Below are 18,896 nucleotides of genomic sequence, written 5' to 3' on the forward strand. Positions count from 1 at the left end.
TCCGGCGTCGCCATCCCGTAATGAACCGGCGCACTGGCTGCGCAGCACAAAAACTCCTTTTCACGGTTGGAATGACTGCCCAGTCTAAAGGGCCGGGCCTGCTGTCCGGCCAACCCGGTACGTTTGCTGCATTACCACCAGCATCGCCCTCATTGGCCCGGCGCGGTCGGCACCACGGACTCGTGCTCAATTGCACTGGCCGGATTAATGTCCTTGTCCGGGCGGCGGTCCGGAATGTTCCGCCGCGACGACGTTGCCGCGTTGTCTCGCCGTTATGACACCGAATGCTTGGCGGTGGCCCGCGCCGAGGGTGCCCGGCTGCACGACGACGCAGTTGAGGCGATGGGTGGTCTTTTCCGGAGGGCTCCCGAAGATATGGGTCCCTCCATCCTGGCCGACCGCGAAGCGCACCGGTGCCAGGAATGGGACTTACGCAACGGCGTGATATCCGAAAGGCGCGGGTGCACGGCCTGGCAACCCCGATCGGCGACGTCTTGGTGCCGCTGTTGGCCGCGGCCAGCGACGGTCCGGGCTAACTATCAAGGCGCAAGCAGCAGTCGCACACTCAGGAGGCGAGCTCTCCAGGCCAGGTGGTCTTTCGTATAGTCGCGGCGAAACTGTGGCTAATCTCTGTAAACATGTTCCCCTGCGAGCGCGTCGACCTGAGCTTCCTCGACACGGCGCCCTACCGATTCCGCAATTGCGTCGATCTGGCCGTCACCCCCGAGCAGCTGTTCGAAGTGTTCGCCGACGCGGACGCCTGGCCGCGGTGGGCGTCGGCGATCAAAAAGGTGACCTGGACCAGTCCCGAGCCCTACCATGTCGGCACCACCCGCACCGTTGACATGCACGGCGGCATGGAAGCCAATGAAGAGTTTCTGGTTTGGGAACCATTGCAACGCATGACCTTTCGATTCAACGAATGCTCTAATCAGGCCGTCGCTGCGTTCGCTGAAGACTATCGGGTCGAGGTCATCCCGGGCGGCTGCCGGCTCACCTGGACGATGGCGCAAAAACCGGCCGGCCCGGCGGTGGTGGGCATGTTCTTCTTCCGGCCCCTGCTGAACCTGGCGCTGCGCCGGTTCCTAGCCAAGCTGCGCAGATACACCGACACGCGGTTCGCCACAACGGAGCAGCGTTAGGCTGATTCCACCCGATAGCGGTCAGGATTTGGGGAGCGTGCAATGACCTTCAACGAGGGTATGCAGATCGACACCAGCACCGCGTCGTCCTCCGGCGGGGGCGGGGGTCCGATCGCCATCGGCGGCGGCATCGGCGGGCTGTTGATTGTGGTGGTGGCCTTGTTCCTCGGTGTCGACCCGGGCGGCATCTTGAGTCAGCAGCCGGTGGACAACCGAGAAGCCGTGGCACCCGGGTTCGACCTGAGCCAGTGCAGGACCGGCGCCGACGCCAACAAGTACGTGCAATGCCGTGTGGTGGCCACCGGAAACTCGCTGGACGCGGTGTGGAAGCAACTCATGCCCAACCGCTACACCCGCCCACACCTGCGACTGTTCAGCGGGCAGGTCAGCACCGGGTGCGGACCGGCCAGCAGCGACGTCGGACCCTTCTACTGCCCGGTAGACAAGACCGCATACTTTGACACCGACTTCTTCCAAATATTGGTCACCCAATTCGGTTCCAGCGGTGGACCATTCGCCGAAGAGTACGTGGTGGCTCACGAATACGGTCATCATGTGCAGAACCTGCTGGGAGTGCTCGGCCGCGCGCAGCAAGGGGCGCAGGGCGCCAGCGGCAACGGGGTACGCACCGAGTTGCAAGCCGATTGCTACGCCGGCGTATGGGCGCATTACGCGTCCACCGTCAAGCAGCAGAGCACCGGCGTTCCGTATCTGCAGCCGTTGAGCGACAAGGACATTCAAGATGCTCTCGCGGCCGCTGCGTCGGTCGGCGATGATCGGATCCAGCAGCAGGTGAATGGACGCACCAACCCCGAGACCTGGACGCATGGCTCATCGGCGCAACGGCAGAAATGGTTCACCGTCGGGTATCAGACTGGCGATCCCAATAGCTGCGACACTTTTACCGCCACCGCTTTGGGATAGTCACTCCGGTATCGGCACAGATCCGACCGGCCTTCCTGCAGCTGCCTAGGCCATGCCTAGGCCAGCTAAGCTAGGCCCCGAGTCGTCGAGCGGCACTAACGGCGCGCCCGGGTCTTCGACCGGGAAACCCTGAGTGCTGTCCACCGATCGGTGGGATAGCACTGTCCTCCGATGAAATGACTATTCGCAGCTTTCCCGATCCGCCGGGTTTGGGAATCTTGCGTTCCCGTACCGGCAACGGTCGAAGCGAACCATCCTTCAGACGACTTCCTCGACATGGGCGGCCCCTTCTCGCAACCGCTGCCGCCCTTCCCCATATGCACGGGCTTTCCCCGGCTCGGAGTACTACGACGGCTCCGTCCCGGCCCGACCCGATCGGCCGACGACGAACGCAGCCCGAGAAACCGTCTTGGCTACACGACAACCAGACAGAACCAAGGCGGTTCGGCGTTCATTGTGATCCGCTCGACGAAGTAGGAGCCCCGCTCTGTCGCTGCGGCCTCGCCACGACTACCCGCAGCACGTCGCCGTGGCCTTCCGCCACCCGCATGACTGCCCGGAAGTTCACCGGGCCTGCGGCGCATCCTCATCAGGGGACTCGGTTGTGCCAGGATCGAGGGCGCTCCATCCCGTTCCATTTGCCGGTGGTGGTGATTGTGTAGGTCACTTGGTGGCCGGCCGGATCCCGCAACTGAGATCGCGGGTGTGAGGACTCGCAACGTCGCTGCTACTATCACCGCTGCGACCGCGCGCCGCTTTTCGCACGTTCGGCAGTCGAGGAAGCAATCCTGCGCGACACCGCGTCGCGATCCCGCGGATGACGTGCTTGCCTCGAAAGACAGCGATGCGATAGCTTGATGGCCACTCATAAGCCGATGTGAAACGAAGAGACAGGAAGCGAACATGTCCCACGAGGTGTTGTTCAACGCCGAGGAGACGACCCACTCGTCGTTCTCATTCAGCGTGGACGAGATCGCCGGTTGAGGATGAATCACCTGGCCAGTATTGCCGGCCAGGTGATCACCCAACCTGAACCCCAATTGGCTCCAAGAGTCGACACGACCCGCGCGGCCACGGGATTGCTTTCCCAGAAGCCTTGATGGCTGGTGAATGGCATACCCAACCATAAGGAAGCGAATCTGGTGAGCCCGGCAGCCAACCAGGTCACAAACGATGGCAGTGTGATTGAGATCTATTGTCGGCTGCCCGGATCTGTCGAGGTCGAAACCATCGCAGCGTTGCTCGAATCTAGCTGCACCATTCTGGACCTCGGTGCCGGCGGTGGACGGATCGCTGACCCGCTGGCCGAACTCGGCCACCACGTTACCGCGGTGGACGACTCAGCCGACATGCTCGCCCATGTCCGGCACGCGCGAACCATCCAATCCCGCATTGAAGAGTTGCGACTAGCCGAGAAATTCGATGCCGTACTGCTTTGTAGCAATCTGCTCAACTACCCAGGCACGGAGTTGCGCCGCGACATATTGGCCACTGTCGCGCACCATCTCACACCAACCGGAAAAGCCATCATCCAGTGGAAATCGCCGCATTGGTTCACCCAGTGGCCGCGCGGCACCTACCGCCGGACCGCAGGCACGATGCTGCAGACGATGACGATCCTCATCAACGATAACGGGTTTGTCGCTGGCGAATTCACGATGGAGGACGACGGAGTGAAACTGACCCAACCATTTGAACACCACCGGGTCAGCGGCGACGAACTCGAGTCCCTGCTCGAACAGGTCGGCATGCGTCTGGGCAGCCCCGATCCGGAATCGACGGAATGGCTCGAAGCATCCCTGGCGGGCTGACGGGCGTGGATGCTAGCCACCGGGGGACATTGCGCACGAGGTCATGTTCTCCGAGCCGGGAAAATCGGTCCTACAGCGACCGATCCCCGCTGGTTACCAGGGCCGCGTCGAGCACGTCACGCCGGTCGTGGCATTTCGCGTCACCACCACCTGGCCATCTACTGCGATCTCGCAGTGCAGCTCGGGAGTGCTTCCCGAGCCGCAGTCCGGCCAGTGACACCCGCCGCTGGCGCTGACGATCGCCCATTGGTTCGGGTTCGCCAATGTGGCGCTGTAAACGAGAGGTTGGTCGGCGCTGAAGGTCGCCGACACGCTAGGCATGTACTGCGACGAGTTGGCGTCGAAGGCGGCCTGGCTGGGCGGATCGCTCTTCATGTAACGGACGGTGCCGGTCAAGTTGCCGGTCGTGGTGATGGTGTAGGTCACCTGGTGGCCGGCCGGATCCGCTGCTGAGACAGCGGGGGTGATGACTCCCCACGCCGCTGCAACTATCGCCGCCGCGACTGCGCTTGCCGCTTTTTGCACGTTCGTCATGTCGAAGACGCTACCGGATTCGTTATGTGAGGATCGGGCCACCGACGTGCCCTGAATGCTGCGCCGAGCGTCGAATATTTTCCTAATATGCCCCTGTGACCATAGCCTTCGTCTTCTCCGGCGGCGCCAGCCTCGGAGCCATCCAGGTCGGGATGCTGCAGGCCTTGACCGACGAGGGCATAACACCCGACCTGATCGTCGGCACTTCCGTCGGCGCGCTCAATGGGGCGTGGATCGCCGCGCGACCCGATGCCGCCGACATTCGCGCCCTCGCCGACGTCTGGCTCTCGCTCACCCGCAAACAGGTGTTCCCCACCCATCCGGTGGCCGGTCTGCTGGGCTTCCTGGGCCGCCGCCAGCATCTGGTCCCCAACGCGGGCCTTCGGTACATCCTCACCAGGGAACTCGGTTTCTCCAGGCTCGAAGACGCCCCAACCCCGTTTCACGTCGTGGCCACGGACGTGATCTCTGGCATCGACGTCCTGCTGTCGTCTGGCGACGCGGTCGACGCGATCGCGGCCAGTGCCGCCATCCCCGGAGTATTTCCGCCAGTCACCATCAACGGCCGCGATCTCATGGACGGCGGGGTGGTGAACAACACCCCGGTATCCCACGCCGTGGCCCTGGGAGCCGACCAGGTCTGGGTGCTGCCGACCGGCTACTCGTGCGCCCTGCCCACCGCCCCGCCCTCGGCGGTGACGATGGTCTTGCACGCTATGTCGCTCGCCGTCAATCACCGCCTCGCCATCGACATCGAGCGCTTCGAGCAAACCGTCGATCTGCGCGTCGTCCGGCCGCTGTGTCCGGTGTCGGTATCCGGAGCCGATTTCTCCCAGGCGGCCACACTCATCGAACGATCGCACGCGGCCACCCGCCAGTGGCTGGACGCGTGCCCCATGTCCACCGGCCAAGCCGCCTTACTCAAGCCGCACGTCCACTAGCCGGGCCCCTGTTCTGCTTGCGTTCACCCTGCTCCGGTATTAAGCATGGGTGCACGACGATCTGCAGCGGCCCGGTAAGGCGCCCTCGGCGGGGATCAGCCGCCGCAAGTTCCTGACGACGGGTGCGGTGTCGGCAGTTGTCGGCGCGGGCGTCGGCGTGGGCGGGACGGCGCTGTTGTGGTCAGATCAACGGGGCCCTGCAGTCTGGTTGCAACCTGACCATACTGGCGCCCCTCCGGTTGGCGGTTTGCACCTGCAGTTTGGCCGGAACGCCAGCACCGAGATGGTGGTGTCCTGGCAGACCACCGAGGCCGTTCGCAATCCGCGGGTGATGTTGGGGACGCCGACATCCGGCTTCGGCAGCACCGTGGCTGCCGACACCCGAACGTATCGGGATGCACAGTCCAACACCGAGGTGCGCGTTAACCACGCTCGGCTGACCAACCTGACGCCGGACACCGAGTACGTGTACGCCGCGGTGCATGACGGCGCGCACCCGCAGCTGGGGACGGTACAAACAGCGCCTTCAGGGCGAAAGCCACTGCGTTTCACCAGCTTCGGCGATCAGTCCACACCAACGCTGAAACGGTTGGTCGACGGCCGGTACGGCAGCGATAACCTCGGAACCCCTGCGGCCGCCGATACCACCGCCGCCATTGAGCGCATTGCACCATTATTCAACTTGGTCAACGGAGACCTGTGCTACGCCAACCTGGCACGAGACCGCGTTCGCACCTGGTCGGACTGGTTCGACAACAACACCCGCTCGGCGCGCTACCGGCCCTGGATGCCGGCGGCGGGCAACCATGAAAACGAATTAGGTAATGGCCCAATCGGTTACGGCGCCTATCAGACTTACTTTGCAGTACCCGATTCGGGTTCTAGCCGGGAGTTGCGCGGGATGTGGTACTCGTTTACCGCCGGCTCGGTGCGGGTGATCAGCCTGAACAACGACGACGTGTGCTACCAGGACGGAGGCAACTTCTACGTCCACGGCTACTCGGGCGGGGAGCAGCGGCGTTGGCTAGAAGCCGAACTCGCCAACGCGCGGCGCGATCCGGGCATCGACTGGGTGGTCGTTTTCATGCACCAGACGGCAATTTCGACCACGGACCGACACAACGGCGCCGACCTGGGCATCCGACAGCAGTGGCTGCCGCTGTTCGACCAATATCAAGTCGACCTGGTGTTGTGCGGTCATGACCATCATTACGAGCGGTCCCATCCGCTGCGGGGCACCCAAGGCAACGAGACCCGAACCCCAATACCCGCAGACACCCGCACGGACTTGATCGACGCGACAGCGGGAACGGTGCACCTGGTCATTGGCGGGGGCGGCACGTCGATAAACAGCAACGTGGATTTCTTCCCCAAGCCGCAGTGCCGCGTGATGACCGGCGTCGGGGCCTATGACCCCGCCACCGGGCACAAAGAACGGATCTACGCGGTGGAAGACGCGCCCTGGTCGGCTTTTCGCGACTTCGAAAATCCCTACGGCTTCTCGGCTTTCGACGTCGATCCGGGACGACCGGGTGGCAACACCACGATCAAGGCGACGCACTACGCTGTTACCGGGCCGTTCGGCGCCATCACTGCGGTTGACGAGTTCACTCTGACCAAGCCACGCGGCGGTGAAGTCAAAATAGTGTAAACCCGGATTCGGGCACCATCGCTACTTCGACCGCCGTCGAAGCGGGGCGGTGACCACTACCCAGCCGATGCGTGGCGATCAGCGGTGCCACTCGTTGCCTCAGCAGTTCGCGGGCCGCAGCCACGCCCTGGCCCCACCCACCGCACACCGCTATTCAAGTTCTCACGGATCGTCGTCTTCGTCGGCCAGCAGCTGCTCGGGATGGTGATAACTGTTGGTACGGGGCTGGCCGTGATCCAGGTGCGCTGGTGGCTTCCACTCGGTAACGCCGTGGTGGTTTGTGCGGGTGGTCCACCCCTTCTCGACCAGCCGGTGGTGGCAGCCGCAGGCAAAGGTTAGGTCGTCGACGTCGGTGCTGCGGCATTGCGCGTAAGGAGTGACGTGGTGTACTTCGGACAAGTACCCCGGCACATCACAGCCTGGAGCCGAACACCCCCGATCTTTGGCGTACAACACAATTCGCTGCCCCGGTGAGGCGAGACGCTTGGTGTGATACAGCGCCAACGCCTTGCCCTGATCGAAGATTGCGAGGTAGTTATGCGACTGGCGGGCCAGCCGGATCACATCGCTCATCGGCAGCAGGGTGCCCCCGCCGGTGAGCCCTCTGCCGGCGGCAGCCTCCAAGTCCTTGAGGGTGGTGCTCACGATAATGGAGGCCGGTAACCCGTTGTGCTGACCCAACTTCCCGCTGGCCAGCAGCGCGCGCAGTGCGGCGTTTAGGCCGTCGTGATGGCGTTGAGCGGTGCTGCGGGTGTCATGTTGGATCGCCTGCTCTGACGGTGCGCCGTCGACACATGGCGTGTCATCAAGGGGGTTGCACATGCCGGGTGCGGCCAGCTTGGCCCACACCGCTTCGACGGTGGCGCGCGCCTCGGGGGTCAGCCAGCCACTGATGCGCGACATGCCGTCGACGTCTTGCTTGCCCATAGTCACTCCGCGGCGGCGGGCCCGGTCCTCGTCACTGAAATCGCCGTCGGGGTGCAGGCAATCCATCAGCCGCTCGGCTAGTTTGGTCAGCTGGTCGGGGCGAAACTGGGTGGCCAGGGTGGCCAGATGGGCTTCGGCCTTCTCTCGCGTTGCCAGGTCAACACTGACCGGCAGCCGCCGGAAGAAGTCGCGGATCACCCGTACGTTGGCCTCCCCGATCCGCCCGGCCCGCTGCGCCTGGGCGGTCGCGGTGAGTAGCGGGGGCAGCTCCTCGCCGGTCAGTGCACGCCGCTGCCCGAGGTCGGCGGCCTCGGCCACCCGCCGGCCGGCCTCGGCGCGGGTGATCCGCAGCCGGCTCGCCAAGGCAGCGGGCAGCTTGGTACCCAGCTCCTCCTCGCCAGCCTGTTGGGCGATCTGATTGAGCAACCCGTGCTCGATGGCCGGCAGCTGGCGACGCACCGTCTCGCAACGCTCCAGCAATCGGAACCGCTCCGGAGTGGCCAACGCGTCAAACGACAGTTCCAACAGCCGCGACATCGTCGCCTCCAGCGCGTCGAAGACCTCGACGATATCTTCTCGGCTGATCGAACTCATGTTCGAAATGCTATCGCGGGCTACCGACATCAACCGTCCGCTTGAAACCACAGGCACGAAAGTGACGCAAGTGACTTTCGTAGCTGCGGACGAGTTCCGCGCAGATCTGTTCTTGAAGTACGCCTCTTCGATCACAAGTCCCCGAGAAGGTGAGAAAGCTACCGGCCGAGCCGCGAAACCACCTCGGCGACAACCGAATCCACTGCCACCGAGACCTGCTCACCGGTCGCCAGATCCTTGACTCCAACCGTGCCGGCCTCGATGTCACGATCGCCGGCCACCAGCGCGAGACGCGCACCGGACCGATCGGCCGCGCGCATCGCGCCTTTGAGCCCGCGGTCACCGTAGGCCAGGTCAACCCGGACGCCCGACGAGCGCAACTGCCCGGCCAGCACCGCGAGCCGAAGCTTGGCCTGGTCGCTGAGCGGCACACCGAACACGTCGCACCGGGTGGTCTCCCCCACGCTCTTGCCCTCGGCACGCAGTGCCAGCAGGGTCCGGTCCACCCCCAGCCCGAACCCGATACCCGACAGGTCCTGCCCGCCGAGCTCACGCATCAAGCCGTCGTAACGGCCGCCGCCGCCGATGCCGGACTGCGCGCCGAGCCCGTCGTGCACGAACTCGAACGTCGTCTTGGTGTAGTAATCCAGCCCGCGCACCATCCGCGGATTGATGACATAGCCAATCCCGAGCGCGTCCAGGTGCGACAACACGGTGTCGAAGTGCTGCTTGGCGGTATCGGACAGATGATCGAGCAGTACCGGCGCCTCGGCCGTCATGGCACGCACCGCCGGGCGTTTATCGTCGAGCACCCGTAACGGGTTCAGCTGCGCGCGCCGCCGGGTCTCCTCGTCCAGATCGAGACCAAAGAGGAACTCCTGCAACATTTCCCGGTACTGCGGGCGACAGGTCTCGTCGCCCAGCGAGGTGATGTCCAGCCGGAACCCAGCCAGGCCAAGCGAGCGGAATCCGGCGTCGGCAACAGCGATCACCTCGGCGTCCAGCGCCGGGTCGTCGACGCCGATCGCTTCGACGCCGACCTGCTGCAACTGCCGATACCGGCCGGCCTGCGGGCGCTCGTAGCGGAAAAACGGGCCAGCGTAGCAAAGCTTTACCGGCAGTGCGCCGCGGTCCAGTCCGTGTTCGATCACCGCCCGCACCACCCCGGCGGTACCCTCGGGCCGCAACGTCACCGAGCGGTCCCCGCGGTCGGCAAAGGTGTACATCTCCTTGGACACCACGTCGGTGGATTCACCCACCCCACGGGCAAACAGCGCCGTGTCCTCGAAGATCGGCAGCTCGATATACCCGTAGCCGGCCCGGCGGGCGGCACCGAGCAGGCCATCGCGCACCGCGACGAACTGCGCGGAGTCCGGCGGGTAGTAGTCGGGCACCCCCTTGGGGGCTGAAAAATCGGTCACGGGCTCAGACCTTCAAGGAACGGGTTAAAACGCCGCTCAGCACCGATGGTGGTGGCATTGCCATGGCCGGGCAGTACCACGGTGTTGTCGTCGAGCGCCAGGAGCTTGTTGACAATGGAGCGCAGCAGGTCACGGCCACTGCCACCGAACAGATCCGAACGGCCTATCGAGCGCTCGAACAGCGTGTCGCCGCTGAACACCACATCCCGGTCGTCTTTGCTCGCCTGCAGCACCCGAAAGCACACCGAACCGCGGGTGTGCCCAGGCGTGTGATCGACGTTGACCGAGATATTGCCAAGGTCGATCTTGTCGCCGTCGCGGTCCAGCTCGACGACCTGTTTGGGCTCGCGAAAGAACGCTCCGGTGACCAGCTGCGCCACCCGCGGGCCCAGGCCGTAGATCGGGTCGGTCAGCATGAACCGGTCCTCGGGATGGATGTAGGTGCGGCAGCCGAAGGTATCGGAGACCTTCTGGGCGGACCACATGTGGTCGATGTGCCCATGAGTAATCAGCACCGCGGCCGGGGTCAGCCGGTACTTGTCCAGGATGCGGCGCAGCGGGCCCAGCGCGCGCTGGCCCGGGTCCACGATGACGGCGTCGGTTCCGGGCCGCTCGGCCAGCACGTAGCAGTTGCATGCCAGCACCCCGGCGGGAAATCCGGTGATCAACACGGTCACCAGTCTCCCATCCCTGACGTCATGGAAAGATATCGGCCGTGCCGACCAATCAGCAGCGACGTGCCACCGCCAAGCGCAAACTCGAACGCCAGCTAGAGCGCCGCGCCAAGCAAGCCAAGCGGCGCCGCATCATGACCATCGTCGGGGCTTCCGTCGTCGCGGTAGCCGTGGTCGCCGCGGTGGTGTACGTCGTCTTCGTCAACAAGGACGACCAGAAGGGGGGACCGTCGGCGAGCCCCAGTAGCTCCACCCCTACCACCGCCCCGGAGACCGGTTCTGCGGCGCCGCTGCCGCCGTTTAAGCCGTCGGCCAATCTGGGTGCCAACTGCCAATACCCGCCCTCCCCAGACAAGGCCGTCAAAGCGGTTAAGCCGCCGCGGACCGGCAAGGTACCGACCGACCCAGCGCAGGTGAGTGCCAGCATGGTGACCAACCAAGGCAAGGTCGGTCTGATGCTGGCCAACAACGAATCGCCTTGCACGGTCAACAGTTTCGCCAGCCTGGCGCAGCAGGGCTTCTTCAACGACACCAAGTGCCACCGGCTGACCACCTCACCGACGCTGTCGGTGCTGCAGTGCGGCGACCCGAAGGGTGATGGCACCGGCGGACCCGGCTACCAGTTTGCCAACGAATACCCCACCGATCAGTACCCGCCAAACGATCCCAAGCTGCAAGAGCCGGTCATCTATCCGCGGGGCACGCTGGCCATGGCCAACGCCGGGCCCAACACCAACAGCAGCCAGTTCTTTATGGTCTACCGCGATTCGCAGCTGCCGCCCCAATACACCGTGTTCGGCACTATTCAGGCCGACGGACTGGAGACCCTGGACAAGATTGCTAAGGCCGGCGTCGCCGGCGGCGGCGAGGACGGGCCACCTGCCGTCGACGTCGTGATCAAGTCCGTGCTGCTCGACTGATACGCCCGTTGCGTGTGCGGTGTGGGCGGGCGTCCGCGGTGTCGCCGCCCTGCGCGCACACCCGGTTGGCGCCTACGGCTTCTAGGCCGCCGACGTCACCCGATACACGTCGTAGACCCCTTCAACATTGCGCACCACGTTGAGCAGATGACCGAGATGCTTGGGATCTCCCATCTCGAAGGTGAACCGGCTGATCGCCACCCGGTCGCCGGAGGTGGTTACCGACGCGGACAAGATGTTCACCTTCTCGTCGGCCAGCACCCGGGTGATGTCCGACAGCAACCGGTGCCGGTCGAGCGCCTCGACCTGGATCGCGACTAAGAACACCGACGACGCGGACGGCGCCCACAGCACCTCGATGATGCGCTCAGCCTGCTCTTGCAGCGACGTGGCATTGGTGCAATCGGTGCGGTGCACGCTGACCCCGCCACCGCGGGTGACGAACCCCATGATCGCATCGCCGGGCACCGGGGTGCAGCACTTGGCGAGCTTGGTCAGCACGCCCGGGGCACCCGGCACCGATACCCCGACATCGTCGCTGCTGCGCGGACGCCGGGGAATGGTCGTCGGCGTGGACCGCTCGGCGAGTTCCTCCTCGGCCTGGTCGATGCCCCCGAGCTCGGCCAGCAGCCGCTGCACGACATGCCGTGCTGAGACATGCCCCTCGCCGATCGCCGTGTAGAGCGCCGAGACGTCGGCGTAGTGCAGTTCTCGCGCCACCGCCGCCATGGACTCGCCATTAACCAAACGCTGCAAAGGAAGTCCGCCGCGCCGCACTTCGCGCGCGATCGCCTCTTTGCCGGTGTCCAGCGCCTCCTCACGTCGCTCCTTGGCAAACCACTGCCGGATCTTCGTCTTGGCGCGCGGCGACACCACGAATTGCTGCCAGTCACGCGACGGTCCGGCGTTGGGCGCCTTGGAGGTGAAGACCTCTACGACTTCGCCGTTTTCCAGCTTGCGTTCCAGTGCCACCAGCCGCCCGTTGACCCGGGCGCCGATGCAGCGGTGGCCGACTTCGGTGTGCACGGCGTAGGCGAAGTCCACCGGCGTCGACCCGGCCGGCAAGGTGATGACATCGCCCTTGGGGGTGAACACGAAAATCTCTTGTACCGCAAGGTCGTAACGCAGCGATTCCAGGAACTCACCGGGGTCGGCGGCCTCACGTTGCCAGTCGAGCAGTTGACGCATCCAGGCCATGTCATCGATTTCGGCTGCAGCATGCGGATGCGGAACGCCGTTGCGGCCCTTGGCTTCTTTGTAACGCCAGTGCGCAGCGATGCCGTATTCGGCGGTACGGTGCATATCGCGGGTGCGGATCTGCACCTCCAGCGGATTGCCCTCCGGTCCGACAACAGTGGTGTGCAGTGACTGGTACACGCCGTATCGCGGCTGGGCGATGTAGTCCTTGAACCGCCCCGCCATCGGCTGCCACAGCGAATGCACTACGCCCACAGCGGCATAACAGTCCCGGATCTCGTCGCACAAGATGCGAATGCCGACCAGGTCGTGGATGTCGTCGAAGTCGCGACCCTTGACGATCATCTTCTGGTAGATCGACCAGTAGTGTTTGGGCCTACCCTCAACGGTCGCCTTGATCTTCGACGCGTTGAGGGTGGCGATGATCTCGCTACGGACCTTGGCCAGGTAAGTGTCGCGCGACGGCGCGCGACCGGCGACCAGCCGAACGATCTCCTCGTACTTCTTGGGATGCAGAATGGCAAAGGACAAGTCTTCCAGCTCCCACTTGACACTGGCCATACCCAGCCGATGCGCCAGGGGCGCAATGACTTCCAATGTCTCGCGGGCTTTGCGCGCCTGTTTCTCCGGCGGCAGGAAGCGCATGGTACGCATGTTGTGCAGCCGGTCGGCCACCTTGATCACCAGCACCCGCGGATCGCGGGCCATTGCGGTGATCATCTTGCGGATGGTCTCGCCTTCTGCGGCGCTGCCCAGCACCACACGGTCCAGCTTGGTCACCCCGTCGACGAGGTGGCCGACCTCTTCGCCGAATTCTTCGGACAGCGCCTTCAGGGTGTAACCCGTGTCCTCGACGGTGTCGTGCAACAACGCGGCCACCAACGTGGTGGTGTCCATGCCCAACTCGGCCAAGATGTTGGCAACCGCCAAGGGATGAGTGATGTAGGGATCACCGGAATACCGCAACTGATCGGCATGGCGCTGATCGGCAACCTCGTAGGCGCGCTGCAGCAGCGAAAGGTCCGCCTTGGGGTAGATCTCCCGGTGCACCGCCACCAGCGGCTCCAGCACGGGATTGCTGGCGCTGCTGCGAGCAGTCATCCGGCGAGCCAGCCGGGCCCGAACCCGACGCGACGCGCTACTCGTCGTCTTCAGGGTCTCTGCCGGCGGTTCAGGTGTCTCCAAAACCGGCGCCGAAACTGGCGCGGTTTCCCTAGGCGGCGCAACAGCTTGGGGAGTGCTCTGATCTTCCGCCACGGTGTCACCTCCGCCCTTGAGGATAATCCTGCGACTGATTGCCCCGCTGGTGCTCACGCCAATGTCTCAATGCGATTGCCCGCGTCCCCCGGGCGCGCACGCCTTCAGAGCACCACCCCGATGACAACTCCCATTCCTAAGAAGCTCGTGAAATCAGAGCCTGCGTCCAACAAGCAAAGAGTGGTGTTCTTCTTATTCCATACCAGCTCACTTAATTGAGTAGGCATCACTATCCCGATCCATAACAGCCCGGCAGCAGCAAGGCCCGACAACCAACTTGTTTTGCCGAGAGCTGATATCATGCCGACGAGAAAAGCACTCATCATCAGCGATAAAATTACCATCCAAAAAAACGAACGCCAAAAGGTTTGTTTCAGATCTTGCGATGAATAACGGGCCGCCGAAATCCATGTATTGCGGAAGGTGAACGGGGCAAACCATAAGCAGTTGAATGCTACCCTGACCATAGCACCAAGCAGGGCTGTCCATACGTAGATCACAGCAATCCCCTTCGCTTCAGCAGTCATCATGAACGTATCACGCCAGCAACCTACGCGCAATTTTATCTGCGGTAGGAAAAGGTTCAGCTCGTGACGATAGTTCGAGTTTAGTATCCAAAGCAATAGGATCACATTTGCTTCGGAAATACTCGAAGCCAGAAAATAACTTTGAATGAACTGGCACCCATTCGGAAAACAGCGATGTGCGCGCTCAACGCCGAGACCATGTCAAGGCGCAAATTCCCGCCGTGGACTGATTGCCTCGTCCCGCTTCGGGTGAAAAGGCGTGCCTGACCGGCCGCCGCGGCACACCTGCTCTGAGCAGCCAAGCAGCGCGCAATATCTTGACTAATTGGGTCGTATCGTTGTTTGGACGGGCGTATGCTGCGGCATCAGATCTCCGAAACTCACGCGGGAGCATATTGTGGCGCTGTTTGTGACCGTGGCACCAGAGCTGTTGGCGGCGGCGACCGCGGATTTAGCCGAGGTCGGGTCGATGATCAGCGCGGCGAATGCGGCAGCGGCTACGCAGACCACGCAGATGCTGGCCGCCGGCGCAGATGAGGTGTCGGCGGCGGTCGCGGCGGTGTTTGGCAGCTATGGGCAGCAGTATCAGCTGCTCAGCACTCAAGCGGCGGCGTTTAATGACCGGTTTTTGCAGATGCTGGCCGCGGCTGCTAGCGGCTATGCGGGCACGGAGGCCGCCAGTGTGGCTCCTCTGCAGGCGCTGGAGCAAAATGTTCTAGCAGCGATCAATACGCCCACGAATCTCCTGTTGGGGCGGGCGCTGATTGGCCCCGGCAGCAATGGCGCGCCGGGCACCAGCCAGCCCGGGGGGCCGGGGGGGATTTTGCTCGGTAATGGAGGCAACGGTGGGTCCGCGGCTCCCGGCCAGGCCGGCGGTGCCGGTGGTGCTGCCGGATTATTCGGGACTGGCGGGACCGGCGGCACGGGCGGCACTGGAGGCGCTGGCAGCGCCGGTCTATCGGCCCCGGCACGTTCGAGCGGTATCGGCGGTGACGGGTTTGCCGGTGGAGCTGGCGGGGCCGGCGGGGCCGGTGGTAGCAGCACAGCCGGCGGCTTCAATGGCGACGGCGGGGCCGGCGGGGCCGGCGGAGCCGGCGGCACGGGTGGCCGCGGCGGCTCGGGCACAGTTGCCGGCTCAGCGGGTGGGAGTGGTGGCACCGGCGGCACCGGCGGCAACGCCGGAGTCGGAGGGGCCGCCGGAACCGGAGGCACAGGAGGCTCGGTTGGCGCTGCGGGTCGTGGTGGGATCGGTGGCACAGGAGGGACGGGTGGCGCCGGCAGCGCTGGCAAGGATGGGGCCATCGGTTCGGCGGCTGCGGGCACCGCTGGGTTTGCTGGCGGCGTCGGCGGCAAGGGCGGAGCCGGCGGGAATAGCGGAGCCGGTGGCATTAACGGCGAAGGCGGAGTCGGCGGGGCTGGCGGCGCCGGCGGCACGGGCGGTGCCGGTGGCTCGAGCAGCGTTGTCGGGATTGCGGGCGGAGCCGGTGCCACCGGAGGCACCGGAGGTGAGGCTGGCACGGGCGGTGCCGCCGGGACCGGCGGGTCCGGCGGCACGGCCGGCACTGCGGGTCGTGGCGGAGTCGGTGGGACCGGTGGCATTGGCGGGACCGGGGCCACCGGTGGCAACGGTGCCGCTGGTTCGGGCAGCACGGGAACCTCCGGCGGAGTCGGCGGGACCGGTGGGGCGGGCGGGTCCGGCGGCAATAGTGCGGCCGGTGGCATCAACGGTGACGGCGGACTCGGTGGGGCGGGCGGGTCCGGCGGTCAGGGTGGTGCCGGTGGCTCCGGCGCTTTTGCGGGCTCTACCGGTGGTGCCGGCGGCACCGGCGGCACCGGTGGCAACGCCGGTGCCGGCGGCGTCGCCGGCACCGGCGGGACCGGCGGCTCGGCCGGCGCCGCGGGCCGCGGCGGGACCGGCGGGACCGGAGGCATTGGCGGAACGGGTGGCGCCGGTGCTGATGGAGCCGCGGGTTCGGGTGCCGCGGGTATGACTGGGGGAACGGGTGGTATCGGCGGTATGGGTGGTGCCGGAGGCAACAGCACAGCGGGTGGTCTCAACGGCTTTGGTGGGCTAGGCGGGGCCGGTGGCGCCGGTGGCACCGGTGGCGCCGGCGCCTCAAATGCTGTTGCCGGCTCTGCTGGCGGAATTGGCGGGATCGGCGGCAAAGGCGGTGAAGCTGGAGCTGGTGGCGCGGCCGGCACCGGCGGTGCCGGCGGGCTGTCCGGCAGCGCCGGAACCGGCGGAAGAGGCGGGGACGGCGGCATAGGCGGAGCCGGCGCGAACGGTGCCAACGCGGCCCCTGGATCGGGCGCCGCAGGTCTGACCGGGGGAGCCGGTGGTGTCGGCGGCAAGGGTGGAGCCGGCGGTAACAGCGGACCAGGCGGCCTCAACGGCGACGGCGGACACGGCGGAGCCGGTGGCATCGGCGCTACCGGCGGGAATGGTGGCTCGGGCGCAGCTGCCGGATCTACCGGTGGGGCCGGGGGCGCTGGCGGCAAAGGCGGTGACGCCGGAGCCGGCGGTGCAGCCGGCACGGGCGGTACCGGTGGGCTGACCGGAAACTCCGGAATCGGCGGAAGAGGCGGGAACGGCGGCATAGGCGGAACCGGTGCGAACGGTGCCGACGCGGCACCGGGATCAGGCGCGGTGGGCATGACCGGGGGAGCCGGTGGGACCGGCGGCCAGGGCGGAGCTGGCGGCAACAGCGGACCAGGTGGCCTCAACGGCGACGGCGGACGCGGGGGGGTCGGTGGAAATGGCGCTACTGGCGGCGCCGGTGGCCAAGGAGTCAATGGCGACGGGGGCACCGCGGGCGGAACCGGCGGCACCGGCGGCACCGGTGGCCAGGCCGGACAGGGCGGAGCGCCCGGAACCGGCGGCAAGCTGGACTCGGGTAAGGCAGGCGCCTGGGGCGACGGCGGCATGGGTGGAAACGGCGGCGCCGGCGGCAAAGGTGGCACCGGTGCAGACGCGACCCAGTCTGGCGGGAATGGTAAGCAAGGGTTTGCTGGCGGGATCGGCGGCCAGGGTGGAGCCGGCGGCAACAGCGGATCTGGTGGCACCAATGGCAGCGGCGGCACCGGCGGCAACGGCGGGGCTGGCGGGACCGGCGGCACGGGGGGCGAAGGTGTGGCTGGTACTGCCTCATCGGGGGCTGGTGCAGGTGGGGCCGGCGGCACGGGCGGCACCGGTGGTAACTCGGGCCGCGGCGGGAAGGCCGGCATCGGCGGCACCGGCGGAGTAGACGGCGATGTTGCGCAAGACGGCATCGGCGGGAGCGGCGGCACTGGCGGTAAAGGCGGCGTCGGTGCAGATGCCACTGTCGCTGGCACTGATGGCGGTGCGGGTGGCGCTGGCGGTGCCGGCGGCACAGGCGGCAAGGGCGGCTCGTCGCCGGGTTCCGCACCCGGTGATGGTGGCATCGGTGGAAACGGCGGCGCGGGCGGAACCGGGGGTAAGGGCGCTGATGGCCGCTCTGCCAATGACCCCCTTGGCGGTACCGACGGCGGGAAGGGCGGGACCGGCGGCATCGGTGGTGCCGCCGGGCAGGGCGGACTCAACGGCCACGGGCAAAGTCCTGCGACTCCGGGTGCAGGCGGGGCGGGCGGGAAAGGCGGTTCTGGCGGGGCCGGCGGCGCCGGCCAGCATGCAGCTGCGAATTCCGGCGAGACCGGCGGAACTGGGTTCGCTGGAGGTGCCGGCGGCGACGGCGGGCAAGGCGGAAGCAGCAGCCCGGATCCAAGGGGCGCAAAAGGCGCTGGCGGGGACGGTGGCAATGGTGGTGCCGGCGGTAAGGGCGGCGATGGCGGCTCGGGGCTCGAAACGGGCGTCGATGGGAGCGGCGGCGGTGGTGGAACCGGCGGCGTCGGCGGAACGGCCGGCGCCGGCGGTGCGCCCGGGGCCCAGGGTGAGGGCACGGGAGTCAGCGGCTCATACGGAACCGGCGGAACCGGCGGCGACGGGGGCAAGGGCGGAACTGGTCGCGCCGGTGCTGAAGCTGCCCCGGGTTCCGGTCTTCAGGGCGACAGCGGGTTTGACGGTGGGAAAGGTGGCACCGGCGGAGCCGGCGGTAACAGTGGAGCAAGTGGCTTCAACGGTGCGGGCGGCAAGGGCGGAACCGGTGGCGCCGGTGGCATGGGTGGCACCGGCGCTGAAGCTGAGGGCCTAACGCCCGCCGGTGCCGGCGGGGCCGGCGGATCCGGCGGCGACGCCGGATTCGGCGGTTCGCACGGAACCGGCGGCAAGGGTGCGCCGATCGGCCAAGGCGGTCGCGGCGGGGTCGGCGGGACGGGCGGTACGGGCGGGCAAGGTAGCGCCGGTCAGAATGCGGAACCCGGCACCGGCGGGCCAGGCACTGCCGGCCGCGATGGCGGGG

13 protein-coding genes and 2 pseudogenes are annotated in these 18,896 nt (G+C 66.2%); 8 read left to right on the plus strand and 7 right to left on the minus strand.

All coding sequences use genetic code 11. The annotated features are described in order from the left end of the window. Positions 1-192: 192 nt before the first annotated feature. From F0Q45_RS28655 to ypfJ, 3 genes and pseudogenes are all read left to right on the plus strand, one after another. Positions 193-536: pseudogene (locus tag F0Q45_RS28655) on the plus strand (ketopantoate reductase C-terminal domain-containing protein); the annotation flags it as partial. A 102-nt stretch (positions 537-638) separates the two neighbouring features. After that, positions 639-1,142, plus strand: coding sequence for an SRPBCC family protein (locus tag F0Q45_RS16535; RefSeq protein ID WP_149654969.1), 504 nt, complete (start codon positions 639-641; stop codon positions 1,140-1,142). A gap of 42 nt (positions 1,143-1,184) precedes the next feature. Continuing rightward, the gene (ypfJ, locus tag F0Q45_RS16540) at positions 1,185-2,066 is read left to right on the plus strand and encodes a KPN_02809 family neutral zinc metallopeptidase (RefSeq protein WP_149654970.1); all 882 of its coding nucleotides are present in this window, start codon (positions 1,185-1,187) and stop codon (positions 2,064-2,066) included. A 184-nt stretch (positions 2,067-2,250) separates the two neighbouring features. Here ypfJ and F0Q45_RS29390 read toward each other — a convergent pair. After that, positions 2,251-2,334 (minus strand): annotated as a pseudogene (locus tag F0Q45_RS29390) (reverse transcriptase domain-containing protein); the annotation flags it as partial. A gap of 913 nt (positions 2,335-3,247) precedes the next feature. Between F0Q45_RS29390 and F0Q45_RS16550 the strand changes: the two are divergent. Further along, entirely contained in the window at positions 3,248-3,877 is a 630-nt protein-coding gene (locus tag F0Q45_RS16550) for a class I SAM-dependent methyltransferase (RefSeq protein WP_262491040.1), read from the plus strand. A gap of 93 nt (positions 3,878-3,970) precedes the next feature. Here F0Q45_RS16550 and F0Q45_RS16555 read toward each other — a convergent pair whose 3' ends face one another. Beyond that, positions 3,971-4,411 carry a hypothetical protein gene (locus F0Q45_RS16555; RefSeq protein ID WP_149654971.1) on the minus strand — a complete coding sequence of 147 codons (441 nt, stop codon included), beginning with the start codon at positions 4,409-4,411 and terminating at the stop codon, positions 3,971-3,973. A 95-nt stretch (positions 4,412-4,506) separates the two neighbouring features. Between F0Q45_RS16555 and F0Q45_RS16560 the strand changes: the two genes are divergently transcribed. Next, the gene (locus F0Q45_RS16560) at positions 4,507-5,352 is read left to right on the plus strand and encodes a patatin-like phospholipase family protein (protein WP_149654972.1); all 846 of its coding nucleotides are present in this window, start codon (positions 4,507-4,509) and stop codon (positions 5,350-5,352) included. Positions 5,353-5,401: 49 nt separating this feature from the next. After that, the gene (locus F0Q45_RS16565; protein WP_149654973.1) at positions 5,402-7,003 is read left to right on the plus strand and encodes a purple acid phosphatase family protein; all 1,602 of its coding nucleotides are present in this window, start codon (positions 5,402-5,404) and stop codon (positions 7,001-7,003) included. Between the two features lie 162 nt (positions 7,004-7,165). On the opposite strand, the gene F0Q45_RS16570 is transcribed toward F0Q45_RS16565, so the two are convergent. The 3 genes from F0Q45_RS16570 to F0Q45_RS16580 all read right to left on the minus strand — a co-directional run bounded on the left by F0Q45_RS16570 (position 7,166) and on the right by F0Q45_RS16580 (position 10,616). Continuing rightward, positions 7,166-8,524, minus strand: coding sequence for an HNH endonuclease signature motif containing protein (locus tag F0Q45_RS16570; protein ID WP_149654974.1), 1,359 nt, complete (start codon positions 8,522-8,524; stop codon positions 7,166-7,168). 158 nt (positions 8,525-8,682) lie between these two features. Next, positions 8,683-9,945 (minus strand): histidine--tRNA ligase, encoded by a 1,263-nt coding sequence (hisS, locus tag F0Q45_RS16575; protein ID WP_149654975.1) that lies wholly within the window; start codon positions 9,943-9,945, stop codon positions 8,683-8,685. Then, positions 9,942-10,616: an MBL fold metallo-hydrolase gene (locus F0Q45_RS16580; protein WP_149654981.1), complete on the minus strand. Its 675-nt coding sequence runs from the start codon at positions 10,614-10,616 to the stop codon at positions 9,942-9,944. Before F0Q45_RS16580 ends, hisS begins: the two co-directional genes overlap by 4 nt. 44 nt (positions 10,617-10,660) lie before the next feature. Here F0Q45_RS16580 and F0Q45_RS16585 point away from each other — a divergent pair, with 44 nt between their 5' ends. After that, positions 10,661-11,539 carry a peptidylprolyl isomerase gene (locus F0Q45_RS16585; protein WP_149654976.1) on the plus strand — a complete coding sequence of 293 codons (879 nt, stop codon included), beginning with the start codon at positions 10,661-10,663 and terminating at the stop codon, positions 11,537-11,539. Between the two features lie 81 nt (positions 11,540-11,620). Here F0Q45_RS16585 and F0Q45_RS16590 read toward each other — a convergent pair whose 3' ends face one another. Both F0Q45_RS16590 and F0Q45_RS16595 read right to left on the minus strand, forming a co-directional pair. Beyond that, a complete protein-coding gene (locus F0Q45_RS16590; protein WP_149654977.1) occupies positions 11,621-13,993 on the minus strand; it encodes a RelA/SpoT family protein in 2,373 nt (790 codons plus the stop codon). A 104-nt stretch (positions 13,994-14,097) separates the two neighbouring features. After that, entirely contained in the window at positions 14,098-14,520 is a 423-nt protein-coding gene (locus tag F0Q45_RS16595; RefSeq protein WP_223163916.1) for a DUF1761 domain-containing protein, read from the minus strand. 397 nt (positions 14,521-14,917) lie between these two features. Here F0Q45_RS16595 and F0Q45_RS29945 point away from each other — a divergent pair. Next, positions 14,918-18,896, plus strand: a 3,979-nt coding sequence (locus F0Q45_RS29945) for a PE family protein (protein WP_149654979.1), incomplete at its 3' end; no start/stop codon positions are given.

The organism is Mycobacterium simiae (genome assembly GCF_008370645.1).
GTDB lineage: Bacteria > Actinomycetota > Actinomycetes > Mycobacteriales > Mycobacteriaceae > Mycobacterium > Mycobacterium simiae_A.